The sequence below is a fragment of the Burkholderia crassaminum genome (assembly GCF_964265005.1).
Lineage (GTDB): Bacteria > Pseudomonadota > Gammaproteobacteria > Burkholderiales > Burkholderiaceae > Burkholderia.
Genome location: NZ_OZ183800.1, coordinates 1944146 through 1969187, shown reverse-complemented (window position 1 = coordinate 1969187; position 25042 = coordinate 1944146). Strand labels below are relative to the sequence as shown.

Below are 25042 nucleotides of genomic sequence, written 5' to 3'. Positions count from 1 at the left end.
ATGGACAAACGCATGCAGCTCGCCGACGCGGTCGCGCCGATTCCGGACGGCGCATCGATCATGGTCGGCGGTTTTGGTTCGCCGGGCACGCCGTTTTCGCTGCTGGCCGAGTTGCAACGGCAGGGCAAGCGCGACCTGACGATCATCAAGAACGATGCGAACCAGGACAACTACGGCGTGTCGAGGCTGATCGAGGCCGGTGTCGTGAGCCGGCTGCTGACGACGCATCTCGGCCTGAGCGGCCCCGCGCGGCGCGCTTACCTGTCCGGCGCACTGCAGATCGAATTCTTTTCGCAGGGGTTGTTCGCCGAACGGATCCGCTGCGCGGGCGTCGGCTTGCCGGGCATCGTGACCGATATCGAGTTGCCGCCGGAGCTGGGCGTCACGCGCGAAACGATTTCGGTCGACGGCCGGACGCTGTTTTTCGAACGCGCGCTGCGGGCCGATTTCGCGCTGCTTCGCGCGGATCGCGCGGATGCCTGCGGGAATCTCCGCTATCGCGGCGCGGCACGCAATTTCTCGCCGCTGATGGCGATGGCCGCGGATCGGGTGCTGGTCGAGGCGCGCGTCGTCGACGCGACGCCGATCGCGCCCGACGACATCCATACGCCGGGCATCCACGTGCATGGCCTGATCCAGATCGACGGAGACACCGATGAATACCAGCCCATCCAGCGCTGACCCGCGCCACGTGATCGCGCGCCGGGCCGCGCGCGAAGTGGCGCGCGGGCAACTGATCAACCTCGGTATCGGCCTGCCGACGCTGATCCCCGCGTATCTCGACGATCCGTCGGCCACCTGGATCCACTCGGAGAACGGCATCGTCGGGGTCGGCGCGCTCGCGCACGCCGCCGATCTCGACCGCGACCTGATCGACGCCGGCGGCGGTTACGTGTCGGTCGTGCCGGGCGGCGCGATCGTGGACAGCGCCGAATCGTTCGGCATGATCCGGCGCGGGCTGGTCGACATCACGTTCCTGGGGGCATTGCAGGTGTCGGCGCACGGCGATCTCGCGAACTGGCTCGTGCCGGGCAGCCTCGTGGCAGGCATCGGCGGCGGCGCGGAACTCGCGCAGAAGGCGGGGCGCGTGATCGTGACGATGCCGCACACCGACAAGAACGGCCGACCGAAGATCGTCGAGCGATGCACGCTGCCGCTCACGGCCAGCCGCCGCGTCGCGATGATCGTCACCGAACACGCGGTGTTCCGGTGTGCGGCGCATGGACTGACGCTGGTGGAGCGGCTCGGTTCGCTGAGCGTCGCCGAGATCCGCAACCTGACCGAAGCCGATTTCACGGTCGACAAGGAGGCCGTATGACAGGCACCGATCGCGACGCATGGATCGTCGGTTATGCGCGCACGCCGATCGGGCGTGCATTTCGCGGCGCGTTCAACGACACGACGTCGCCGACGCTTGCCGGGCTTTCGCTGCGTGCCGCGGTGGCGCGCAGCGGTCTCGATCCCGAACGGATCGACGACGTGATGCTCGGCTGCGCGTTGCCGGAAGGGACGCAGTACTACAACATCGGGCGGCTTGCGGCACTGGCGGCCGGCCTGCCCGTCAGCGTGCCGGGCATGACCGTCGACCGGCAATGCGCGTCGGGGCTGATGTCGGTCGCACTGGCGTCGGCGCGGATCTCGGGCGGCGAAGCCGATGCGATCCTGGCGGGCGGTGTCGAATCGATCAGCCTCGTGCAGAACGCGCACATGAATCGCCATCGCCAGCAGGACGAGCGGTTGCTCGCGCAGCACGCTGACGCCTACATGCCGATGGTCGAGACGGCCGACGTGGTCGCGCGCCGCTATCGCGTGTCGCGTCGCGCGCAGGACGACTACGCGGCGCTCAGCCAGCAACGTGCCGCGCACGCGGCGCAAGCGGGGTGGCTGCGCGACGAAATCGTCGCGGTCGACGTGCGCAAGCTCGAACGCGACAAGGCAAGCGGCGAGAGCATCGCACGCATGCTGCGCGTGAGCGAAGACGAATGCGGGCGTCCGGGGACGACCGGCGACGCGCTGGAGGCGCTCGATGCCGTGCGCGACGGCGGCACCGTGACGGCCGGCAATGCGTGCGCGCTCGCGGACGGATCGGCCGCGTGCGCGGTCGTCTCCGGCGCCATGTTGCGCACGCTCGACACGCCGCCGCTCGGACGCCTGGTCGCGTGCGCGGTGGCCGGCTGCCGGCCCGACGAAATGGGCGTCGGCCCCGTGCCTGCCGTGCGCAAGCTGCTTGCGCGTACGGGCCTGTCGGCCGCCGACATCGGCCTGTGGGAACTCAACGAGGCGTTCGCGTCGCAGGTCGTGCATTGCGTCGACACGCTTGGTTTGTCGTACGAGGTCGTCAACGTCAATGGCGGCAGCATCGCGCTCGGTCATCCCTACGGCATGACGGGTACGCGCATGGTCGGTCACGCGTTGCTCGAAGGGGCGCGGCGCGGCGTGCGCCACGTCGTCGTCACGATGTGCATCGGCGGCGGACAGGGGGCCGCCGCGCTGTTCGAAGTCGCGCGGCGTTAGGCGCCGTGTGATGCCACGTCGAGCGCATCGACGCGTTCGATTCACGATCAAGATCCTGGAGACTGGAGATGACTTTGCTGCAACGAATGACGATGGTCGCCTGCGCGGCGCTAATCGGCGCCGCGAGCGTCGCGGCACACGCTGACGATCTGGACAAGGTCCGGCAGACCGGCAACCTGACGTTCGCGCTGACCGGCAAGTATCCGCCGTTCAGCTTCATCGACGAGTCGGGCAAGCTGACCGGCTTCGACGTCGATATCGGCACCCGCGTCGCGAGCCGGCTCGGCGCGAAGCCCGTGCCGGTCATGACGGCGTGGGACGGCATCGTCGGCGGGTTGCTGGCCGGCAAGTACGATGCCGTCATCGGCAGCCTGGCGATGACCGACGAACGCCTGAAGGCCGTGGATTTCACGCAGTCCTACTATCGTTCGGGCGCGCAACTGTTTGTGCCGAAGGGCAGCAGCGTGCAGGACATTGCGCAGTTGAAGGGCAAGGTGGTCGGCGTCACGCTCGGGGAAACCTACGAGGCATGGTTGCGCAAGAACCGGCCCGACGTGCAGGTGAAAACCTACAAGGGGCTGCCCGATATCCTGATCGACATGCAGAACCGCCGTATCGAGGGATTCGTCACGGACCGCATCGCAGGCATCCTGACGATCCGGGACAAGCATGTCGATGCGAAGCCGGCAGGGCCGCTGCTGTATCCGGAGAAGATGGGGATCGCGGTGCGCAAGGATAGCCCGAAGCTGCGCGACGCGATCAACGCGGCACTCGACACGATGCTCAAGGACGGCGAGTACGGCGCGATCAGCAAGCAGTGGCTCGGCGAGGACGTGCGCTGATTACCGTCCCCGATTTCGCGTCCGTCCCCGCTTTTTTAGACGCGGTGCAGCGCTGATTCCGGTCAACACACGCGTGCTCAATGGGTTTATCCTGCGTCGAATGCGTCCGGTGCTACGTGTATCCGGGCGCACATCCGGACACGGCGGCGGCGGTGACGCCTGCCCGCCGCGCACCGGCGCGACACCGCGCGCCGCAATTTCCCGCGCGGAACCCGGAACAGGAGAGACGGCCATGGCGCTCGACCAACAACAACGGCAGACGCTGAAACAGCGGCTGAACGAGAGCGAGCAGACGTTACGTGCGGAGATCCGTACGAGCGAAGACCAGCGCGCGTCGGAATCCTATGCAGACCTCGCCGGCGCGGCGCCGGACGAGGGCGACGAGGCGAATGCGGACCTGTTCGTCGACGTCGATCACGCGTTGATCGGCATGAAGCTCACCGAACTGCGCGCGGTCGGCCGCGCGCAGCAGCGGATGCGCGACGGCAGCTACGGCGAATGCATCGACTGTGACGGTTCGGTCGGCTACGAGCGCCTGCTGGCGCGCCCGGCCGCCGAACGGTGCACGCATTGCCAGTCGATCTACGAGCGGCACTACGCCACGACGCCGCGCGCCACCCTCTGACGTCGCGGCCGCAACGGCGCTGCACGCGACGCACGGCCGGCGTACGATGACACGCGGGCGCCCGGCGGCGTCAGCATGCGGCGCCGGGCGGGCAGACACCGTCGCGCACGCGCGCGGCGCCGTCCACGTGGAAGGGAGCCACGCCGATCATGCCGATCAACAATGCCGGGTGTGCGGCCGTGTTCGCCGAGATCGCCGACATGCTCGAAATCCAGGGCGCCAATCCATTCAGGGTGCGTGCCTACCGCAACGCCGCGCGCACGATCGCCGACTACGGGCGCGATATCCCGACGATGATCGCGAACGGCGACGATCTCGGGAAGATTCCGTCGATCGGGCCCGACCTCGCGTCGAAGCTGCGCGAGATCGCCGCGACCGGCACCTGCGAACTGCAGCAAACGCTGCGCCACGCGCTGCCGGGCGCGATCGTCGAACTGCTCGACGTGCCGGGGCTCGGCGCGAAACGCGTGAAGGCGCTGCATGACGCGCTGCACGTCGATTCGCTCGAGCAGCTGCGCGCGGAAGCGAAGAACGGGCACGTGCGCGAATTGCCGGGCTTCGGCGCGAAAACCGAAGCGCATCTGCTCGAAGCGATCGACGACCGGCTGCAGCGCGACCCCCAACGCTTCCTGCTGCCGGATGCCGCACACGCGCTGCTGCCGCTGCTTGAACGCCTGCGCGCGATTGCCGGCGTCGGCAAGGCCGTGCCGGCCGGCAGTTTCCGCCGCCGCCGCGAGACGGTCGGCGATCTCGACATCCTTGTTACCGCACGCGATCCGGTGGCCGTCGCCGAAGCGTTCGTCGGCTACGGCGAGGTGGCGCGCGTGCTTGCGCACGGCAAGACGAAGTCGAGCGTCGTGCTCGCCAGCGGGTTGCAGGTCGATTTGCGTGTCGTCGATGCCGACGCGTTCGGCGCGGCGCTCGTCTACTTCACCGGATCGAAGGCGCACAACATCGCGTTGCGCAGGATCGCGCAGGCCGGCGGGCTGAAGATCAACGAATATGGCGTGTTTCGCGGCGACGAACGGATTGCCGGCGTGACCGAGGCGTCGGTCTACGCTGCGATAGGGTTGCACGAAGTCCCGCCGGAATTGCGCGAGGATCGCGGCGAGATCGACGCAGCGCGCGCGGGCACGCTGCCGGCGCTGGTCGAGCGCAAGCATCTCCACGGCGACCTGCATGCGCATACCGACGCATCGGCCGGCCGCGACAGCCTGCGTGCGATGGCCGATGCGGCCCGCGCACGCGGGTTCGCGTACCTGGCCATCACCGACCGGGCACCGGATGCCGGCAGCGGCCGCACCGGCTTCGACTGGCTTGACCGGCAACTCGACGAGATCGATCGCCTCAACGCATCGTTCGACGATTTCGTGCTGCTCAAGGGGGTAGAGGCCGGTATTCGCGAGGACGGCAGCCTCGACGTGTCCGACGCGATGCTCGGCCGGCTCGATCTCGTGATCGGTGCGGTGCGCGACGGTTTCGAGTTGTCGCGCGAAGCGCAGACCACACGCATGTTGCGCGCGATGGACCACCCGCATTTCACGATTCTCGCGCACCCGACGGGCCGCGTGCTGGGCGAGCGCGAAGCATGCGAACTCGATGTGCCGCGCGTGATCGCGCACGCCGCGGCGCGCGGCTGTTTCGTCGAACTCGATGCACAGCCGCGGCGGCTCGACCTGCCGGACATCTGGTGCCGCGAGGCCGCGAAGGCCGGCGTGCCGGTGGCGATCGGCTCGGATGCGTGCAGCACGGACGAACTCGACAATCTGGCATACGGCGTCGACCAGGCGCGACGCGGCTGGCTGACGCGGCCCGACGTGCTGAATACGCGCACGCTTGCGCAATTGAGGCCGCTGCTCGCACGCACGATGGGCGCAAGCGGCACGACCAAGCGCAGCGGATCGAAAGGAACGTGAACGCGGCCGGCGGCGTGTGCCGCCGGCCGTGCGTGAATGCGGTCACGTCATGCCAGCACGCCTGCCGCCGGCACATAGGGCAGGCCGAGCGCCAGCGCGACCGCTTCGTACGTGATGTGCCCGTCGCACACGTTCAGGCCCGCGCGCAGATGCGGATCGTCGGTCATTGCCTGCTTCCAGCCCTTGTCGGCGAGCGCGAGCGCATGCACGAGCGTCGCATTGTTCAGCGCGAAGGTCGACGTGCGCGCGACCGCGCCGGGCATGTTCGCGACGCAGTAGTGCACGACGCCGTCGACGACGAAGGTCGGGTCCGCGTGCGTCGTCGCATGCGAGGTTTCGAAGCATCCGCCCTGGTCGATCGCGACATCGACGACGACCGCCCCCGTGCGCATCGTCGCGATCATGTCACGCGTGACGAGCCGCGGCGCCGATGCGCCCGGCACGAGCACGGCGCCGATCACGACGTCGGCATCGCGCACGGCTTCGTCGATCGTGTGCGCGTTCGAGCAGACGGTCGCGATCCGGTTGGCGAACACGAGGTCGAGCTGGCGCAGCCGGTTCACGTTGGTGTCGAGCACGGTGACACGCGCGCCGAGGCCGACCGCCATCTGCAGCGCGCCGGTGCCCACCACGCCTGCGCCGAGCACGACGACGTGCGCGGCCGGCACGCCGGGCACACCGGCCATCAGCAAGCCACGCCCGCCGCGCGGGCTTTCGAGGTGGGTCGCCGCGACCTGGATCGACATGCGCCCGGCCACCTCGCTCATCGGTGCGAGCAGCGGCAGGCCGCCGCCCGGGCCCGTCACGGTTTCGTAGGCGATGCAGACGGCACCGGACTTCACGAGCGCGGCTGCCTGTTCGGGATCGGGCGCGAGATGCAGGTAGGTGTAGAGAATCTGCCCGCGCCGCAACATCGCGCATTCCACCGGCTGCGGCTCCTTGACCTTGATGATCATGTCGGCGCGCGCGAAGACTTCGTCGGCACCGTCGCAAAGCGATGCGCCCGCGGCCGTGTAGTCGTTGTCGAGCAGGCCGATCGCCGTGCCCGCGCCACGCTGCACCAGCACGCGATGGCCGTGCCGCGTCAGTTCGCGCGCGCCGGCCGGCGTGAGGCCGACACGGTATTCGTGGTTCTTGATCTCCTTCGGCACACCGATCAGCATGAGTCGCCTCCATGGCCTTCGTTATCGTTGTCGTGCAGGTGCGCAATGCGGCGAACGATGCACGTGCGGCCGATCGCGCAGGCGCGGATCGACCGCAGTACTGGAATAACAGGGTAGTAGCGCACGGAGGGAAGTCAAGCGGGCGGCCCGCGCGCGCTTGTGCGCGCACTGCGTTGCAGCATGCGTTGTGGCAGGTTGCGACCGGACGTCGCAATGCACGTGTTGCCGGGTTTCGGTATCGTCACGTGTGCCGTGGCCCGGGGCCGCGTGCCGGACCTTGGCCGGCAACACATCGAGATAACGACACAACGAGACGAGGGCACTTACGGACATGACCGGAGCGTATTTCAGCGTGCCGACGCTTTGCGCAATCGCGCTCATTCACGTCTACTGGGCGTTGGGCGGGCGGCGCGGCAAGCGTGCGGCCATTCCGGAGCAGGACGGCAAGCCGCTGCTGCGGCCGACCGCCGTCGGCACGCTTGCCGTCGCGGCGGCATTGCTGGGCGGCGCATGCGTGGTTGCCGCGCGTGCCGGCTGGCTGGGGCCGAACCCGTATCCCGGCACGATCTCGTTCGCGGTCGTTGCGTTCGCACTGATCTTCGCGGTGCGGGCCGTCGGCGATTTCCGGTACGTCGGCTTCTTCAAGCGGATACGCGGGTCGCGTTTCGCACGGATGGACACGTTGTACTATTCGCCGCTTTGCGCGGCGCTGGCGCTGTCCATCGCGTCGATGTTCTGGCCGTGGTGAACGCGCGTCTCAGCGCGCTGGCCCGTCCAGCTCCGTAAGGTATTCCGCCGGCACGGTGTCCGTCAGCCAGACGCCGTTTTCGGCGACGAAGAACGTGTGGCCTTGCCGATGCATGCGCTGCGCATCGACCTCGAGAATCACGGGCACGCCGTAGCGCGTGCCGACGGCCAGCGCCGTCCGGATGTCCGGCGACAGATGCACGTGATGACGGGCGCCGGGTTTCAGCCCTTGCGCCCGAATCGAATCCAGGAAACGTGTTGCGGTGCCGTGATAGAGGCGCTCGGGCGGCTGCGCGGCCGGATAGCTGCGCTGCACCACGGGCGTCGAATGGCCTTGTACCGCACGGATGCGCCGGCCGTCGTCGGAGAGGGCGAAGCGCTGCTTGTCGTTGGTCGCGCAGACGGTTTCGAGCGTCGCGCGATCGATCGGGTGCCCCTGGCGGGCGAGGCCGGCGATCAGTTCGTCGATGTCGGCCCAGCCTTCCGGGTCGAGCTGCAGCCCGATCGTTTCCGGCGCGTGGCGCAACAGGTAGCTGAGGGTTCGGCTGATGCGGGTCGCCTCGGGCGCCGGCAGTTCATTTTTCTGTTGTCTCATGAGACGCGGAGGCTACCAGAGCGCGATGCAAACCGGCACCCCCGGGTGCACCGCGTGGCTGGAAAGAGACAGCCTTCGGCGAGACTCGGCACACAACAATCCTCTACCTGACACCTGCGCAGGGTGGTAATCGCGCGGTCCTTGTGCGTTCCGGCTTCCGGACTTTTCAATTGTTGCGATTTTCGATGCATTGAATTGCATTGGTGTATCTCTTTATGGAACCGGTTCCATATATAATTCGCGGCACTTGTCGCCGGGCCCGAAAGAGGGTCGTGCACATCGCGCTTGCCGTCGGCAAACGCGGCGTCTAAGTTGAATGAGGGTCATGAGCGATGAGGGGCAGATGCGGGCAGATGCCGGTATTTGTCAGACGATAAGGCTCACAAAGAAGCCGAACCGTGCAACGCAGCCTGAGCCGGCGCGATGCGCGGCCGCATGAAGGCGCTGCCGCGCATTGCACGGGCGACGCCTGCATCGAGGTTGTTCGCAACAGACGAAAGAACAGGACGGCCAGCCGCGTGCGGCAAGGCTGCCATGCCGGACACGCCGCATGCGGAGTGCGCGCGTCCGGGCCCCGAGATCCCCAACGATCAACATCCGACCATGTCCACGCCACCTGACAAACCCAACTCGCGCCGCCGTTTCCTGCGCACGTCGGTCGCGCTCGTGCCGATCGCGTCGGTCGCCGGCTGCGACCTGCGTTCGTCGTCGCCTTCCGCGACGACCGGCAACGCGCCCGGTGCATCGGCCAGCGCCGAACGCGCCCCGTACAAGCCGACCTTCTTCGATGCGAAGGAATGGGCGTTCGTCCAGGCCGCCGTCGACCGGCTGATTCCGGCCGACGCCGAAGGCCCCGGCGCGCTCGAATCGGGCGTGCCCGAATTCATCGACCGCCAGATGGAGACGCCGTATGCGCACGGCGCGACCTGGTACATGCAGGGGCCGTTCCAGCAGGGCGTGCCCGAGCTCGGCTACCAGCTGAAGCTGGTGCCGCGCGACATCTACCGGCTCGGTATCGCGGCGGTCAACCGCTATTGCGAGAAGACCCACGGCAAGGCGTTCGCGGATCTCGACGCGCCGACCCGCGACACCGTGCTCGGCGCGCTGGAGAAAGGCGGCGCTCAGATCGACGACGTGCCGCCCGGCGTGTTCTTCGGCCAGTTGCTGCAGAACGCACGCGAAGGCTATTTCTGCGATCCGGTGCATGGCGGCAATCACGACATGGCGGCGTGGAAGATGATCGGTTTTCCGGGCGCGCGCGCGGACTTCATGGATTTCGTCAACCAGAACGGCAAGCCGTATCCGTACGGCCCGGTCTCGATCAACGGGGAGCGCAGCTGATGGCCGCAGAGAAAAAACCGCATGTCGATGCGGTGATCGTCGGCTTCGGCTGGACCGGCGCGATTCTTGCGAAGGAACTGACCGAAGCGGGCTTGAACGTGGTCGCGCTCGAGCGCGGCGAGTATCGCGACACCTATCCGGACGGCGCGTATCCGAACACGATCGACGAGCTGACCTACAACGTCCGCAAGAAGCTGTTCCTCGATTTGTCGAAGACGACCGTGTCGATCCGCCACGGCCTGCAGGACACCGCGCTGCCGTACCGGCAGCTCGCCGCGTTCCTGCCGGGTGAGGGCGTGGGCGGCGCGGGTCTGCACTGGTCGGGCGTGCATTTCCGGATCACGCCGGAAGAGCTGCGCCTGCGCAGCCACTATGAAGAGCGCTACGGCAAGAAGTTCATCCCCGAAGGGATGACGATCCAGGACACGGGCGTGACCTACGAGGAGCTCGAGCCGCATTTCGATTTCGCCGAGAAGGTGTTCGGCACGTCGGGGCAGGCGTACAAGGTCGGCGGCAAGGTGGTCGGCGACGGCAACGTGTTCGAAGCGAATCGCAGCGACAACTTCCCGCTGCCCGCGCAGCTCAATACGTATTCGGCGCAGCGCTTCTCGGATGCCGCGAAGTCGCTCGGCCTGCATCCGTACCGGCTGCCGTCGGCGAACACGTCGGGCCCGTACACGAACCCGTACGGCGTGCAGATGGGCCCGTGCAACTTCTGCGGCTACTGCAGCGGTTACGCGTGCTACATGTACTCGAAGGCATCGCCGAACCTGAACATCCTGCCTGCGCTGAAGCAGGCGCCGAACTTCGAGCTGCGCTCGAAGTGCCACGTACTGCGCGTCGACCTCGACGATACGAAGAAGCGCGCGACGGGCGTGACCTACGTCGACCCGGCCGGGCGTGAAGTGCACCAGCCGGCCGATCTCGTGATCGTGGCCGCGTTCCAGTACCACAACGTGCACCTGCTGCTGCTGTCGGGCATCGGCAAGCCGTACGACCCGATCTCGGGCGAAGGCGTGGTGGGCCGCAATTTCGCGTACCAGAACCTGTCGACGATCAAGGCATTCTTCGACAAGGACACCTATACGAATCCGTTCATCGGCGCGGGCGGAAACGGCGTCGCGGTGGACGATTTCAACGCGGACAACTTCGACCACGGCCCGCTCGGCTTCGTCGGCGGCTCGCCGCTGTGGGTGAACCAGGCCGGCGTGAAGCCGATCAGCGGTATCGCGACGCCGGCCGGCACGCCGCAGTGGGGCTCGGCGTGGAAGAAGTCCGTCAAGGATTACTACGCGCACACGATCTCGATGGACGCGCACGGCTCGAACATGTCGTACCGCGACGTGTATCTCGACCTCGATCCGACCTATCGCGATTCGTATGGCCAGCCGCTGTTGCGGATGACCTTCGACTGGAAGGACAACGACATCAAGATGGCGCAGTACGTGACCGGGCAGATGAAGAAGATCGCGGAAGCGATGGGGCCGAAGGCGATCGGCGTGTCGACGCGCGAGTTCGGCAAGCACTTCGATTCGCGCGCGTACCAGACAACCCACCTCGTCGGCGGCGCGATCATGGGCACCGACCCGAAGACGAGCGTGCTGAACCGCTACCTGCAGTGCTGGGACGTGCACAACGTGTTCGTGATGGGCGCATCGGCGCTGCCGCAGGGCATCGGCTACAACCCGACCGGGATCATCGCGGCGCTGGCCTACTGGTCGGCACGTGCGATCCGCGAGCAATACCTGAAAAATCCCGCCCCGCTGGTGACCGTATGAAGAGGACGATGAACCACAACGTCGCGCGCCGGATGTTGCGCGCGCTGGCGGCCGGTGCGGCCTGGGCCGCGCTCGGCTTCGCGGGCTCGACGGCGTTTGCGCAGCCTGCCGTGCCCGCGGCGGCTTCCGGCCCGGCGGCCGCACCCGCGGCGCAATCCGCCGACGCGAACCTGATCAAGCGAGGCGAATACCTCGCGCGGGCAGGCGACTGCATCGCATGCCACACCGCGAGCGGCGGCAAGCCGTTCGCGGGCGGGCTGAAATTCGACACGCCGATCGGCGGCATCTACTCGACGAACATCACGCCGGATCCGAAAACGGGCCTCGGCGGCTGGACTTACGAGGACTTCACGCGCGCGGTGCGCGAGGGTGTGCGCAAGAACGGCGACACGATGTATCCGGCCATGCCGTTCCCGTCCTACGCGCGCCTGACCGACGACGACATGAAGGCGCTGTACGCGTACTTCATGCACGGCGTCGCGCCCGTCGAGCACGAGAACCGTGCGGTCGACATCGTGTGGCCGCTGTCGATGCGCTGGCCGCTCGGGATCTGGCGCAAGATGTTCGCGCCGACGCCGAAGCCGTTCGATGCGGCGCCGTACACCGATCCGGTGGTCGCGCGCGGCGCGTATCTCGTGCAGGGTCTCGGCCACTGCGGCGCATGCCACACGCCGCGCGCGCCGACCATGCAGGAGCGCGGGCTGACCGACGCGGACGGCCTGGACTTCCTGGCCGGCGGCGCGGCGATCGACGGCTGGGTGCCGACGAGCCTGCGCGGCGAGCCGCGCACGGGCCTCGGCACGTGGAACGAAGCCGAGATCGTGCAGTTCCTGAAGACGGGCCGCACGCTGCGCACGGCTGCATTCGGCGGGATGACGGACGTGGTCGGCCACAGCATGCAGCACATGACCGACGACGACCTCAACGCAATCGCACGCTACCTGAAGACGCTGCCGCCGCGCGTGCAGGGCGAGCAGCCGCACGTGTACGACGCGGCCGCTGCCAAGGCGCTGCAGGCCGGCGACGCGAGCAAGCCCGGCGCGGCCGTCTATCGCGACAACTGCACGGCCTGCCACCGCAGCGACGGCCACGGCTACACGCGCGTGTTCCCGGCGCTCGCCGGCAACCCGGTCGTGCAGGGCGACGATCCGACCTCGCTGATCCACGTCGTGCTGGAAGGCAGCGCGCTGCAGGGTACGCGTACCGCGCCGTCGAACTTCACGATGCCGCCGTTCGGCTGGCGCCTGTCGGACCAGGAAGTTGCGGACGTGTCGAACTTCGTGCGCACGAGCTGGGGCAACACCGGTGCGCCGGTGACGGCCGCGCAGGTCGCGAAGGTGCGCAAGAGCGTGCCGTCGACCCGGCCCGAACCGCCGCCGGGCGCGCGGTTCCCGCAAGCGTCGCGCTGACGGGGGCGGCGGGGTGCCGGCCCCGCCTGTCCGATGGGCTTCAAGGCGTCGCCGCGATCCGCGCGGCGCCTTTCGTTTCGCCGGGGTTGCACCCCGCAACGGCGCGCCACCGCGTGAAATTTTCGCGGCGGCGCGCCATTCTTCCGCCTCATCCCTTATCCTTTCGATCTTGAACCTTACTAAATAGTTACAAGAACTCGGGAGGGGGGATGCCTCATGACGTCAGCCTGATTGCGTTGCTCGCGGCCGGTTTCGGTCTCGCGATGATTTTCGGTTACTTCGCGTCGCTGCTGAAAATGCCGCCGCTCGTCGGCTATCTGCTCGCCGGGATCGTGATCGGCCCCGGCACGCCCGGCTTTGTCGGCGACCTGTCGCTCGCGCAGCAGCTCGCCGAAGTGGGCGTGATGCTGCTGATGTTCGGCGTCGGCCTGCATTTCTCGCTCGGCGATCTGCTCGCGGTGCGCAAGATCGCGCTGCCGGGAGCCATTGTCCAGATTACGGTGGCCACGCTGCTCGGCGGCGGGCTCGCGCTCACCTGGGGCTGGAGCGTCGGGGCGGCGCTCGTGTTCGGGCTCGCGCTGTCGGTGGCGAGTACCGTCGTGCTGCTGCGTGCGCTCGAAGGGCGTGGGCTCGTCGAGTCGGTCAATGGGCGCATCGCGGTCGGCTGGCTCGTCGTCGAGGATCTCGTGATGGTGCTCGTGCTCGTGCTGCTGCCGCCCGTCGCGGGGCTGCTCGGCGGCACGCCGCCCGGCGACGCGCACGCGGCCGGCGGCAGCGTGTGGGGCACGCTCGGCGTCACGATGCTGAAGGTCGCGGCGTTCATCGCATTGATGCTGGTGGTCGGCAAGCGCGTGTTTCCGCGCATTCTGTGGCTCGTCGCGCGCACCGGCTCGCGCGAGCTGTTCACGCTGTGCATGATCGCGGCCGCGGTCGGCATCGCGTTCGGCGCGGCGAAGCTGTTCGACGTGTCGTTCGCGCTCGGCGCGTTCTTCGCCGGGATGATGATGCGCGAGTCGGAATTCAGCCGGCGCGCGGCCGACGAGACGCTGCCGTTGCGCGACGCGTTCTCGGTGCTGTTCTTCATTTCGGTCGGGATGCTGTTCGACCCGAAGATCCTGCTCGCGGAGCCGTTGCACGTGATCGAGGTCGCGGCGATCGTGGTGATCGGCAAGACGCTCGCCGCGGTCGCGCTCGTGATCGCGTTCCGCTATCCGCTGAACACCGCACTGACGGTCGGCGCGGGCCTCGCGCAGATCGGCGAGTTCTCGTTCATCCTCGCGGGGCTCGGCCGCGCGCTCGGGCTGCTGTCGGCCGAGGGGCAGAGCCTGATTCTGGCGGTCGCGCTGATCTCGATCGCGATGAACACGCTGCTGTTCGCGATGATCGATCCGGCGCTCGTGTGGATCCGCAAGCATTCGGCGTTCGCGCGCAAGCTCGAGGCGCGCGACGATCCGCTCGCCGCGCTGCCGATGTCGACGCCGCAGACGCACCTCACCGGGCAGGTCGTGATCGTCGGCTACGGCAAGGTCGGCACGCGGATCGCGCATGCGCTGGACGAGCGCGGGATCGCGTATGTCGTCGTCGAGCAGAACCGCGAGCTCGTCGAGAAGCTGCGCGCGGAAGGTGTCGCGGCCGTGTCGGGCGATGCGATCGAGCCGATCGTGCTCGTGCAGGCGCATATCGCGCGGGCCGGGATGCTGGTCGTCACGCTGCCCGACGTGTTCGATGTGCGGCAGATCGTCGAGATCTCGCGCACGCTCAACCCGGCGCTCGAGGTCGTGCTGTGCACGAACAGCGGCGACGAGGCCGCGCTGTTGTCGAACGAGGGCATCGGCACCGTGTTCATGGGCGAGTCCGAACTCGCGCGCGGGATGACCGAGCACGTGCTCGGCAGGATGGTGAAGCCGGTCGCGGCCGCTGCGCATTGACGGCGCGCGGCATCGCGCCGCGCTCCAGGCAGGGCGCGGCGGCCCGGGCGGCCGCCGGCCCTGCGCACTTCAGTTTCAGTAGAACGTCTCGAGCGTCAGCTCCTGCGCCATCACGCGATTGCCGGCCAGCAGGCCGCCGTCGACGGGCAGCGCGACGCCCGTGATGATCCGCGCCGCCGGCGAGCACAGGAACAGCGCGGCCTGCGCGACGTCGTCGGGTGTCGCGAAATCGTCGAGCGGATACCACTTCCTCAATTGCTCGAACACCTGCGGATTGCGCTGCACGCGTGCTTCCCACGCAGGCGTCTTCACGGTGCCCGGCAACACGATGTTCGCGCGCACGCCGTCGCGGCCGTATTCGATCGCGAGCGATTTCGTGTAGCTGATCAGCCCGGCCTTCGCCGCGCTGTACGCCGGATGTCCGAGCGCATGCACGCCGTTGACCGAACCGATGATCGCAATCGCGCCGCGCCCGCGCGCGCGCATGCCGGGCAGCACGGCTTCGACGCTCAGGTAGGTGGCCGTCAGGTTCGCATCGAGATCCGTGCGCCAGGTGGCGGGTGTCGTGTTGCGCAAGGTGGTCGACGCGGCCGTGCCCGCGTTTGCGACGAGCACGTCGGCTTGCGGATGCGATTCGAGCATCGAACGCAGCCGCTCGGCGTCGGTCAGGTCGTCGACAACCGGCGTCACGCGCGCGTCGCCGAGCGTATCGATGAAGCGGTCGAGCGCCGCGCGGTCGCGATCGAGCGCGAGCACGCGGTCGCCGGCAGCGAGGAAGGTGCGGCACAGCGCTTGGCCGATGCCGCCGGCGGCGCCCGTCACGAGGGTGGTGCGTGTCATGTCGGCTCCTTGTGCCGGCTCACAGGCCGAGCGCGGCGCGTGCCTGCTTTTCGTTGTCGCGCGTGATCAGCGTGCCGGACGTCAGCACGAGCGGCGGCGGCGCCTGGTTCTTCGTGATCCAGTCGTACATGTTGATGCTCGTCTGGTAGCCGTGCTGGCGCGGATTCAGCAGGATCGAGCCGTAGAAGCCCGTCGGTTTCGGCTTAACGAATTCGTTGAGCGCGACCTGGCTGCCGTTGATGCCGACCGCGACCATCGCGTCCGCGCCGATGCCGCGCCCCTCGGCCGCGCGCACCGCGCCGACCGTCGTGTCGTCGTTCGAGCCGAACGCGACCCAGCGCTTGAAATTCGCATGCTTGGTGAGCGCGATGTTCGCCGCGTTGAACGCACCTTCGGTGTCGGCCGTCATTTCGGGTGCGTCGATCACGTTCGCGGCCGGGAAACCGGCGGCCTTGAGCGCATCGACCGCGCCTGTCGTGCGCTCCTTCGCGGTCGGCAACTGGTCGTATGCGATCCGGATGATGCCGACCTCGGCCGGATTCCAGCCGAGCCGCTTCGTTTCGTCCGCGATTGCCTGGCCGACCTGCTGGCCGATCTTGTACGCGGAGATGCCCATGTGCGGCACGCCCTGAAGCGGTGCGCCGCGGCCGTCGACGAGCTGGTCGTCGACCGACATCAGCTTGATCCCCGCATGCTTCGCCTTCGCCGCGATGCCGGGGCCGAGCTTCACGTCGGGCGCGCAGATGATCACGCCCTGCGCCTTTTGCGCGGCGAGGCTGTCGAGTGCGGTCGATACCTTTTCGCCGCTCGGCGTCGCGATCTTGATCAGCGTGAAATGCTTTTCCTTCGCCGCTTGCTCGGCGAAGCGCCATTCGTCCTGGAACCACGGGTCGTCCGGCTGTTTGACGAGGAAGCCGATTTTCACGTCGGCGGGGTCGGCGGCATGGGCGGGCAGCCCGCCGGCCAGCACAGCACTCGCGATGGCCGGTGCGAGCGTCTTCCAGTGGAATCGCATGCGTCTCTCTCCATTTTGTAGTCGCGCACCCAGGCAGGGCTGCCCGGGGCGCGGAAAAATTGTAGGAGGAGGGAGCGGAAACGCTCAAATGATGCGCGGCATTCCTAGAAAGTGGGACGGTGCCCGATGGCTGGGAATCGCGTGGGGGCGACGGGCAGCCGGTGTGCCACGCGCGCCGGAGGCCGGCGTGTCGCGTGGGCCTGGACCGATCATCCGGCCGCGGTGACCGGCTGCACCGGCGCTTTCGACGGCGCGGCAGTCTTCAACTGCGTGGTGGCTTTCGGTGCCGCGGCCGTCCTGGCTTGTGCAGCCGCTTTCGGCGCAGCCACCGTCTTCTGCGGGGCAACGGCCTTCAGCGGCGGCGCCTTTTCGGGCTCGACCGGCGCGTCGGGCGGCACGCCGAGCAGCTGCAGCGAGCCGCTCGTGACCGACGCGAACACCGGGCCGGCCACCGTGCCGCCGTAGTAGCCCTTGCCGCGCGGCTCGTCGATCATCACCGCGACGATCAGGCGCGGGTTGCTCATCGGCGCCATCCCCGCGAACAGCGCACGGTACTTGCCCTTCGCATAGGTCGCGCCGACCTGCTTGCGCGCGGTACCCGTCTTGCCGCCGATCCGGTAGCCGTCGACGCGCGCGCGGCGCCCCGTGCCGCCTTCGCCAACCGCCATCTCGAGCATCGAGCGGATCGACGCGGCCGTTTGCGCCGACGTCACACGGTGGCCGCGATGCGCGTCGATCGTCTGCTGGTCGGTGCCGTTCTTCAGCAGCGACACCGGGTGCAGCGTGCCGTCGCCCGCATAGGCCGTATAGGTTTGCGCGATCTGCAGCAGCGACATCGACAGGCCGTAGCCATACGCCATCGTCGCCTGCTCGATCGGCCGCCAGCGCTTGTAGCCGCGCAACCGGCCCGACGCGACGCCCGGGAACGTCAGTTCCGGCGCACGGCCGATCCCGTATTCCTGGTACTTGTTCCAGATCGTTTCGGCGGGGAGGTTCAGCGCGAGCTTCGCGAGCGCGACGTTGCTCGACTTCTGCAGCGCCTGCGAGACGGTCAGCGAACCGTGGTTCGACGTGTCGTGGATCACGGCCGGGCCGATCTTGTAGGTGCCCGGCGACGTGTTGATGATCGTGTTCGGCGTGACCTTGCGCTCGTCGATCGACAGCGCGACGACGAGCGGCTTGATCGTCGAGCCCGGTTCGAACGTGTCGATCACCGCACGGTTGCGCAACTGCTGGCCGGTGAGGCGCGCGCGGTCGTTCGGGTCGAAGGTCGGGTAGTTCGCGAGCGCGAGGATTTCACCGTTCTGCGCGTCGAGCACCACGACGCTGCCGGCCAGCGCGTTGTTCTCGACCACGGCTGCCTTGAGCTGGCTGAACGCGAGCTGCTGGATGCGGCGGTCGATCGTCAGTTCGATCGTCGCGCCGTGCTGTGCCGGCACGAGCGGGCGCGTGTCCGACACGATGCGGCCGAGCCGGTCGCGGATCACCTCGCGCTGCCCGGACGTACCGACCAGGCGTGCATTCGCCGCGAGCTCGACGCCTTCCTGGCCCTTGTCCTCGACGTTCGTGAAGCCGACCACGTGCGCCGCCGATTCGCCTTCCGGGTAGAAGCGCTTCGAATCGGCGATCTGCGTGATGCCGTCGATCGCGAGCTTGTCGAGCTTGCCCGCGGTGTCGGCGTCGACCTGCCGCTTGAGCAGCACGAACGTCTTGTCGTTGCCGAGGCGCCGCTTGACCTCGACGAGCGGCATGTCGAGCAGCTTCGAGATCTGCGGGTAGTCGGTGTCGGCGACCTGCTTCGGGTTCGCCCAGATTTCATAGGTCGACAGGCTGACGGCGAGCATCGCGCCGTTGCGGTCGACGATGCGCCCGCGTGTCGCATCCAGCTCGATCGTGCGCTGGTAGCGTTTCTGGCCCTGGCCGACGTAGAACTCCTTGTTCGCGACCTGCACCCAGAAGGCGCGGCCGATCAGCGCGGCGAATGCAAGGAACACGAGGATCACGACGAACTTCGAGCGCCACATCGGCAGGCGCGACGCGAGCATGGGGTTCTTGGTCGCGGCCGCGTACGGATCGGCGGGGTGGGTCTTCTTTTTCACGCTCATGCAATGGCCGGGTCGGGCCGCCGAGGGGCGGCAAATCAGTCTGGATAATGCGATTGTAATAAATGAGTAAACACCGTGTGGGGAAAGTATGTTCCGGCCCCGTGAAAAGGCGGGTGTCGGCCGTCCGGCAACGGGCGGAACAGGGGAAGGAACGGCGGAGGGAAACGGAACATTACCGATGCAACAGGCGATGGAAGGCGAGCGATTCGGCGTGTGTCGATGCGCGGGCGCGATTTCCGCTACGGCCGATGCCGACCGTTCCCAGTGTGCGATCAATTGCCCGGGGCACGATTATTTCTTTGCACCAGAAAATGAAAAACGCCCCGAAAAGGGGCGCCGTTAATACTGAATATCGAAATGAATATCACTGAAACCGGAATAAACCCGAAAACCGCAGACGAATTATCTCGATAATCTCTATCGGGTGACGGAAATGAATTCCTGGTATTCCGGCTCGCTCGTGCAGCGATCGACAGCCTGCAGTCGCCATGCGCCGGCGTGATTGCCGGCGAGTACGGCGGAGCCCTGTTCGCGCTGCGTTGCATCGAACGACAGACCCTTCAACTGGCACACGGCATTCCCGCCATCGGCCGCGCAGAGCGCCATTGCGCCCTCGACGTCGCGGACCTTGCCCCAGGTCGGAAGATCCATGCCCTGATGTGCCTCGCGCGACCACAGGCCCTCGTCGGTATCGACCCACAGTACCGCGAAGGATTGCCGGGTTGCCGATTCGCTGCCATTAATCCGAATGGTGAGGCGCATTGTGATCGTCTCCTAAAAAAATGACACATTCGACCGTTTTGACTTGAACAGTCTAGATAGACTGGTGTGAAACGCAAGTGATAAACCGTAATAAATCCGTATTGAGTCAATTGCTGTTTCAGATGGAACGACGTCTGACGATTCATGGTCATTCCGGCTGCGCGCACAAACACGCGCACACCGGCGATCGCGGTGCCGATGAGGGCCCGGTCGATCTTCGAGACATGGGATGACCTCGCCGCGAGGCGCGTCGATCTGTCGCGTGCGACCGGCTGCGGAAATCGGGCCGACGAGGCGGCACTGCACCGCAGGAAGGTGGCCTGATCGGATGTTGCGGCGTTTTGACGGCACGGCCGGCGCGACAGACTCAGACAATCGCATACAAATCGGCACACTTTCACGAAACTTTCGGGACAGACTTGCCTGCGGTCGGGCCCCACACTGGGATCTTCCCGATCCAGTGCCGCGGACGCCCGTCCTCGGCGGCTGCCGCCGCCTCGTGCCAGAGACGCGATCGACGCGATCGCGGGCCGCACGCCCGATCGGGACTGCCGGGGCGCGCGTCAGGCCCCGGCCCGGCCGGTGAACCGTGCGCAGCCCGCAACCGCGGGCGCCGCGCCGCCCGGCCGATTCTTCGAAGGAGACTATCGTGCTGATCTGGAAAACCGCGTTGTCGCTGAACTGGCGGACGAGCCTCGTGTCGCCGGCCAGCGCACCGGTCGCGGCGGCGAACGTCGGGCGGCTGGTGCTGACCGGCGCAACCGGCTTCATCGGCAGTACCGTGCTGACGGCGCTCGTCAATGCGGGGCTGCTCGACCGCATCGTCTGTGTCGTGCGCGCGCAGGATCGCGGCCACGCCGTCGCGCGGCTGCGCGAAGCGGCGCTGCGCGCGGGGCTCGCGCCGTACTGGGCGTCGCGCCTGACCGATGCGAACGTGATCGTCGGTGCGCTCGGTAACGTGTGGCAGGGTGCCGACGCGCCGCGCCTCGCCGCCGCGACGCACGTGATTCATTGCGCCGGCCATGCGTCGCCGGCCGACGGCGTGCACCTGCAGGCAGACATCGCCGATGCGGTGCGCTTTGCCGAGCGCTTCGCACGGGCGCCGCGCCTGCAGCGCTTCGTGTACGTCGGCACGGCCTACGCGCATGCGGGCCGCGGCGGGATCGTGCAGGAAGAGGCGGCGGGCGACGCGGCGAACGACGTCGAGCGCGACGCGGAAGGCTTGCCGGGCGCGGTGCTCGCGGCGGACTATTTGCACGCGAAGGCGGAGACCGAGCAGCGCCTGCGCGCGCTCGGGCTGCCGCTCGTCGTGGTGCGGCCGTCGCATGTGGTCGGCCACACGGTACTTGGTACGCGGCCCGCGCCGAATTCGTTCTGGATGTTCCGTCTGGCGCATGCCGCGCGCCGTTTCACCGCACGGCCGATGACACGCATCGACATCGTGTCGGTGGACGACGTGGCGCGCGCGACGATGCTGCTGGCCGTCAAGCCGACGCTCGCGCACGACCTGTATCACGTGTCGGCCGGCGACGAGGCGCCGCAGGTCGCGCAGATCGTGCGTGCGATGGACGAGGCGGCGGGGATGACGGGCGCACCGCGCTACGCGGCGTGTGCACCGGCCGAATTGCCGCTCGTGGTGCGCGATGTGCTCGGGCGGACCGATCCGGCACTCGAACGCGTGATCGGCCGGGCGCTGCAGCGTTGCGGGGAATTCGCGACGGTCGATCGCGTGTTCGACAACCGCCGCGTTCGCGATGAAATCGATTTCGAGCCGTTGCCGTTCATCGATTACGTCGAGGAATGCATGCGCACGTCGCGCGGCGTGGCCGTGACCGAGCTGATGCGCGGCGCGGTGCACTGACCGCCCGCGCCGCACCGGCCCCCGTTCCCGCGTCTGGCGGGAACGGGGGCGTCATCACGTGTTGCCGCCGAGCTCGATGAGCCGGTCGAGCGCGCGATAGATGTCTTCGAGGCCGTCCTGGCCGAACCGCGATTCGAGCTGCCGGTACTGCTCGTCGATCCGCGGACCGATTTCCGTGACCAGTTTCCTGCTTTGCGGCGTCAGGCTGACCAGCAGCCGGCGCTGGTCTTCCTGCGCGCGCGTGCGGGTGATCAGGCCGTCGCGCTCCATCCGTTCCAGCACGCCCGTGAGGCTCGGGCTCAGGATGCAGCAGCGCCGCGCGATCTGTCCCGCTTCGAGCGCATGTGCCGGTTCGCCGTCGAGCACGCGGATGATCCGCCATTGCTGTTCGGTCAGCGCGAATTCCTTGAGAATGGGGCGGAACAGACCCATCAGCGTTTCGCGGGCCTCGAGCAGCAGCATGGCCAGGTTGCGATGGTCGAGCGTACGGTTCATCGGGGTGAGCAGTGGACGGGGACGCATCAATCTTAACAGCCGCAGGGAGTGAATTTCGCGTATCAGGGTAATCGAGGTTGCCAGCGCCCGATTGTTTACTTAAGATATTAACTATTGACGATGCGCCGCGACGCGCGGCAGGGGAATGACGCATGGAGCTGTCTTGCACGACCGCCGCGGCGCCGCCGTTGCCGGTCGCCATCGGTACCGTCTACGGTGCGCTGCTCAACGAGCGCGCGGCGCTCGACGCGCTCGGCGATGCCGTGAACGCACCGCCTTATGGCCGCCCGCCGCAGGCGCCGATCCTGTATATCAAGCCCGCCAACACGCATGCAGCCGACGGCTCGGCCGTCGTCGTGCCGGCCGGCGTCGACTCGCTGGAGATCGGCGCGTCGGTGGCCGTCGTGTTCGCCCGGCGGGCGACGCGCGTGCCGGTCGCGCAGGCGCTCGATTACCTTCACGGCTTCACGCTCGCCAGCGACGTGTCGGTACCGCATCCCGATTACTACCGTCCGGCCGTGCGCTTCAAGTGCCGCGACGGTTTCTGCCCGCTGGGCCCGGCCATCGTGCCGGCCGCCGCGCTTGGCGATGTCGACACGATCGGCCTGACCGTGCGGATCGACGGCGAGGTTGCCGTGTCCGCCTCCACCGCCACGCTGATTCGCCCCGTACGTGAGCTGATCGCCGACGTGACGGCCTTCATGTCGTTCGACGCGGGCGATGTATTGCTGCTCGGCGTCGCGGGCGGTGCACCGCGCGCCCGCGCGGGCAGCACGATCGAGATCGCCGCGGCCGGCATCGGCACGTTGCGGCACACGCTGATCGCGGAGGAAACACGATGAAGACGGCGCGCGTGATCTACAACGGTGCATTGCATGCGGCCGAACCGGCCGGCGACGGCGCGATCCGTCTCGATACGGGACGAGTGGTTGCCGAAGACGTGGTTGCGTGGCTGCCGCCCGTCGCGCCGCGCACGACGTTCGCGCTCGGCCTGAACTACGCCGACCACGCGAAGGAGCTCGCGTTCAAGGCGCCGAGCGAACCGCTGATCTTCCTGAAGGGGCCGAACACGTTCATCGGCCACCGGTCGCGCACCGTGCGCCCGGCGGACGCTACCCACATGCATTACGAGTGCGAGCTGGCCGTCGTGATCGGCCGGCCCGCGCGCAACGTGAGCCGCGCGCAGGCGCTCGACTACGTGGCCGGTTATACGGTCGCGAACGACTACGCGATCCGCGACTATCTCGAGAACTACTACCGTCCGAACCTGCGCGTGAAGAACCGCGACACCTGCACGCCGCTCGGGCCGTGGTTCGTCAGCCGCGACGAGATCGGCGATGCGGGCGACCTGACGCTGCGCACGACGGTGAACGGCCAGGAGACGCAGCGAGGCAGCACGCGCGACATGATCTTCGACGTGCCGGCGTTGATCGAGCACATCAGCGGCTTCATGACGCTCTCGCCGGGCGACCTGATCCTGACCGGCACGCCCGAGGGGCTGGCGGACACGAAGCCGGGCGACGAGGTCGTGACCGAGATCGAAGGGATTGGCCGGCTCGTGAACACGATCGTCGGCGAAGCAGACTACTATCGCGCCGGCTGAGCCCGTCGCCCAAGGAGAGAGCATGACCATCAAGCACTGGATCGACGGCCGCGAAGTCGAGAGCCGCGAGACGTTCACGACGCTGAATCCCGCGACCGGCGAAGTCATTACCGACGTCGCGTCGGGCGGCGAGGCCGAAGTCGATGCGGCCGTGCGCGCCGCGAAGGAAGCCTTCCCGAAATGGGCGAACACGCCTGCCAAGGAGCGCGCGAAGCTGATGCGCAAGCTCGGCGAGCTGATCGAGAAGAACGTGCCGATGCTCGCGGCGCTGGAGACGCAGGACACCGGCCTGCCGATCGCGCAGACGAGCAAGCAGCTGATTCCGCGCGCGTCCGAGAATTTCAACTTCTTCGCGGAAGTGTGCGTGCAGATGAATGGCCGCACCTATCCGGTCGACGACCAGATGCTGAACTACACGCTTTACCAGCCGGTCGGCGTGTGCGCGCTGGTGTCGCCGTGGAACGTGCCGTTCATGACCGCGACGTGGAAGACGGCGCCGTGCCTCGCACTCGGCAACACGGCGGTGCTCAAGATGTCGGAACTGTCGCCGCTGACGGCCGACCAGCTCGGCCGCCTCGCGCTCGAAGCCGGCATTCCGCCGGGCGTGCTCAACGTCGTGCAGGGCTATGGCGCGACGGCCGGCGACGCGCTGGTGCGCCATCCGGACGTGCGGGCGGTGTCGTTCACCGGCGGTACGGTGACCGGCAAGCGGATCATGGAGCGTGCGGGCCTGAAGAAGTATTCGATGGAACTCGGCGGCAAGTCGCCGGTGCTGATTTTCGACGACGCCGATTTCGACCGCGCACTCGACGCGTCGCTGTTCACGATCTTCTCGATCAACGGCGAACGCTGCACGGCCGGCTCGCGGATCTTCGTGCAGCGCACGATCTACGACCGCTTCGTGCAGGAATTCGCGCGCCGCGCGAACAACCTGGTGGTGGGCGATCCGTCCGATCCGGCCACGAATCTCGGCGCGATGATCACGCGCCAGCACTGGGAGAAGGTGACGGGCTATATCCGCATCGGCGAGCAGGAAGGCGCGCGCGTGGTCGCGGGCGGTGCGGACAAGCCGGCGGGCTTGCCCGACCATCTGCGCAACGGCAACTTCGTGCGGCCGACCGTGCTGGCCGACGTCGACAACCGGATGCGCGTCGCGCAGGAAGAGATCTTCGGGCCGGTCGCCTGCATCATCCCGTTCGAGGATGAAGACGAAGGGCTGCGGCTCGCGAACGACACGGCGTACGGTCTCGCGTCGTACATCTGGACGCAGGATGTCGGCAAGGTGCACCGCCTCGCGCGCGGCATCGAGGCCGGGATGGTGTTCGTGAACAGCCAGAACGTGCGCGACCTGCGCCAGCCGTTCGGCGGCGTGAAGGAATCGGGCACCGGGCGCGAGGGCGGCGAATACAGTTTCGAGGTGTTCGCGGAGATCAAGAACGTGTGCATCTCGATGGGTTCGCACCACATTCCGCGCTGGGGCGTGTGACGGCCGCGGGCCGTCGG

The 25042-nt window shown here is 67.7% G+C and carries 23 protein-coding genes; 16 read left to right on the top strand and 7 right to left on the bottom strand.

The genetic code is table 11. The features are described 5' to 3' along the window. From ACPTTF_RS25845 to polX, 6 genes are all read left to right on the top strand, one after another. Nucleotides 1-681, top strand: coding sequence for a CoA transferase subunit A (locus ACPTTF_RS25845; RefSeq protein ID WP_166953083.1), 681 nt, complete (start codon nt 1-3; stop codon nt 679-681). After that, nucleotides 656-1318, top strand: a complete 663-nt coding sequence (locus tag ACPTTF_RS25840; protein ID WP_423368762.1) for a 3-oxoacid CoA-transferase subunit B — start codon at nt 656-658, stop codon at nt 1316-1318. Before ACPTTF_RS25845 ends, ACPTTF_RS25840 begins: the two co-directional genes overlap by 26 nt. Further along, nucleotides 1315-2514: an acetyl-CoA C-acyltransferase gene (locus ACPTTF_RS25835; RefSeq protein ID WP_423368761.1), complete on the top strand. Its 1200-nt coding sequence runs from the start codon at nt 1315-1317 to the stop codon at nt 2512-2514. Before ACPTTF_RS25840 ends, ACPTTF_RS25835 begins: the two co-directional genes overlap by 4 nt. Nucleotides 2515-2582: 68 nt before the next feature. Continuing rightward, complete coding sequence (locus tag ACPTTF_RS25830; RefSeq protein ID WP_423368760.1) at nt 2583-3356, top strand: transporter substrate-binding domain-containing protein; 774 nt, start codon at nt 2583-2585, stop codon at nt 3354-3356. A 232-nt stretch (nt 3357-3588) separates the two neighbouring features. Beyond that, a complete protein-coding gene (locus tag ACPTTF_RS25825; protein ID WP_166953077.1) occupies nt 3589-3981 on the top strand; it encodes a TraR/DksA family transcriptional regulator in 393 nt (130 codons plus the stop codon). A 149-nt stretch (nt 3982-4130) separates the two neighbouring features. Continuing rightward, nucleotides 4131-5897 (top strand): DNA polymerase/3'-5' exonuclease PolX, encoded by a 1767-nt coding sequence (gene polX / locus ACPTTF_RS25820; RefSeq protein WP_423368759.1) that lies wholly within the window; start codon nt 4131-4133, stop codon nt 5895-5897. A gap of 47 nt (nt 5898-5944) precedes the next feature. Here the strand turns inward: polX and ald are convergent, their stop codons facing one another. Beyond that, nucleotides 5945-7060 (bottom strand): alanine dehydrogenase, encoded by a 1116-nt coding sequence (gene ald, locus ACPTTF_RS25815; RefSeq protein ID WP_423368758.1) that lies wholly within the window; start codon nt 7058-7060, stop codon nt 5945-5947. A 331-nt stretch (nt 7061-7391) separates the two neighbouring features. Between ald and ACPTTF_RS25810 the strand changes: the two genes are divergently transcribed. Beyond that, nucleotides 7392-7808, top strand: coding sequence for a DUF3995 domain-containing protein (locus ACPTTF_RS25810; RefSeq protein WP_166953071.1), 417 nt, complete (start codon nt 7392-7394; stop codon nt 7806-7808). A gap of 9 nt (nt 7809-7817) precedes the next feature. Here the strand turns inward: ACPTTF_RS25810 and ACPTTF_RS25805 are convergent, their stop codons facing one another. Then, entirely contained in the window at nt 7818-8402 is a 585-nt protein-coding gene (locus ACPTTF_RS25805; protein WP_423368757.1) for an RNA 2'-phosphotransferase, read from the bottom strand. Nucleotides 8403-9005: 603 nt separating this feature from the next. Here ACPTTF_RS25805 and ACPTTF_RS25800 point away from each other — a divergent pair. From ACPTTF_RS25800 to ACPTTF_RS25785, 4 genes are all read left to right on the top strand, one after another. Next, a complete protein-coding gene (locus ACPTTF_RS25800) occupies nt 9006-9743 on the top strand; it encodes a gluconate 2-dehydrogenase subunit 3 family protein (RefSeq protein ID WP_166953067.1) in 738 nt (245 codons plus the stop codon). Next, entirely contained in the window at nt 9743-11521 is a 1779-nt protein-coding gene (locus ACPTTF_RS25795; protein ID WP_166953065.1) for a GMC family oxidoreductase, read from the top strand. The genes ACPTTF_RS25800 and ACPTTF_RS25795 overlap by 1 nt, the downstream gene beginning before the upstream one ends. Continuing rightward, nucleotides 11518-12930: a c-type cytochrome gene (locus ACPTTF_RS25790; RefSeq protein ID WP_423368756.1), complete on the top strand. Its 1413-nt coding sequence runs from the start codon at nt 11518-11520 to the stop codon at nt 12928-12930. The genes ACPTTF_RS25795 and ACPTTF_RS25790 overlap by 4 nt, the downstream gene beginning before the upstream one ends. Nucleotides 12931-13139: 209 nt before the next feature. Beyond that, nucleotides 13140-14858, top strand: a complete 1719-nt coding sequence (locus tag ACPTTF_RS25785) for a cation:proton antiporter (RefSeq protein WP_166953061.1) — start codon at nt 13140-13142, stop codon at nt 14856-14858. Nucleotides 14859-14933: 75 nt separating this feature from the next. Here ACPTTF_RS25785 and ACPTTF_RS25780 read toward each other — a convergent pair whose 3' ends face one another. The 3 genes from ACPTTF_RS25780 to ACPTTF_RS25770 form a co-directional block, all read right to left on the bottom strand. Next, nucleotides 14934-15698, bottom strand: a complete 765-nt coding sequence (locus ACPTTF_RS25780; RefSeq protein ID WP_423368755.1) for an SDR family oxidoreductase — start codon at nt 15696-15698, stop codon at nt 14934-14936. Nucleotides 15699-15717: 19 nt separating this feature from the next. Continuing rightward, on the bottom strand, nt 15718-16713 hold the full coding sequence (locus ACPTTF_RS25775) for an arabinose ABC transporter substrate-binding protein (RefSeq protein WP_423368754.1): 996 nt from the start codon (nt 16711-16713) through the stop codon (nt 15718-15720). Between the two features lie 209 nt (nt 16714-16922). Beyond that, nucleotides 16923-18818, bottom strand: coding sequence for a peptidoglycan D,D-transpeptidase FtsI family protein (locus tag ACPTTF_RS25770; protein ID WP_423368753.1), 1896 nt, complete (start codon nt 18816-18818; stop codon nt 16923-16925). A 178-nt stretch (nt 18819-18996) separates the two neighbouring features. On the opposite strand from ACPTTF_RS25770, the gene ACPTTF_RS25765 reads away from it, so the two are divergent. Further along, entirely contained in the window at nt 18997-19161 is a 165-nt protein-coding gene (locus ACPTTF_RS25765) for a hypothetical protein (protein ID WP_423368752.1), read from the top strand. Nucleotides 19162-19235: 74 nt separating this feature from the next. On the opposite strand, the gene ACPTTF_RS25760 is transcribed toward ACPTTF_RS25765, so the two are convergent. Continuing rightward, nucleotides 19236-19580, bottom strand: a complete 345-nt coding sequence (locus ACPTTF_RS25760) for a DUF3564 family protein (RefSeq protein ID WP_166953053.1) — start codon at nt 19578-19580, stop codon at nt 19236-19238. A 649-nt stretch (nt 19581-20229) separates the two neighbouring features. On the opposite strand from ACPTTF_RS25760, the gene ACPTTF_RS25755 reads away from it, so the two are divergent. Continuing rightward, nucleotides 20230-21441, top strand: coding sequence for an SDR family oxidoreductase (locus tag ACPTTF_RS25755; RefSeq protein WP_423368751.1), 1212 nt, complete (start codon nt 20230-20232; stop codon nt 21439-21441). Nucleotides 21442-21495: 54 nt separating this feature from the next. On the opposite strand, the gene hpaR is transcribed toward ACPTTF_RS25755, so the two are convergent. Next, entirely contained in the window at nt 21496-21936 is a 441-nt protein-coding gene (gene hpaR, locus ACPTTF_RS25750) for a homoprotocatechuate degradation operon regulator HpaR (RefSeq protein WP_048245409.1), read from the bottom strand. 152 nt (nt 21937-22088) lie between these two features. On the opposite strand from hpaR, the gene ACPTTF_RS25745 reads away from it, so the two are divergent. Genes ACPTTF_RS25745 through hpaE form a run of 3 tightly spaced genes read left to right on the top strand, consistent with a single transcriptional unit; the run spans nt 22089 to nt 25025 of the window. Next, a complete protein-coding gene (locus ACPTTF_RS25745; protein ID WP_423368750.1) occupies nt 22089-22778 on the top strand; it encodes a fumarylacetoacetate hydrolase family protein in 690 nt (229 codons plus the stop codon). After that, nucleotides 22775-23539 carry a fumarylacetoacetate hydrolase family protein gene (locus tag ACPTTF_RS25740; protein ID WP_166953049.1) on the top strand — a complete coding sequence of 255 codons (765 nt, stop codon included), beginning with the start codon at nt 22775-22777 and terminating at the stop codon, nt 23537-23539. The genes ACPTTF_RS25745 and ACPTTF_RS25740 overlap by 4 nt, the downstream gene beginning before the upstream one ends. Nucleotides 23540-23561: 22 nt before the next feature. After that, nucleotides 23562-25025, top strand: a complete 1464-nt coding sequence (hpaE, locus tag ACPTTF_RS25735) for a 5-carboxymethyl-2-hydroxymuconate semialdehyde dehydrogenase (protein WP_166953048.1) — start codon at nt 23562-23564, stop codon at nt 25023-25025. Nucleotides 25026-25042 lie beyond the last annotated feature (17 nt).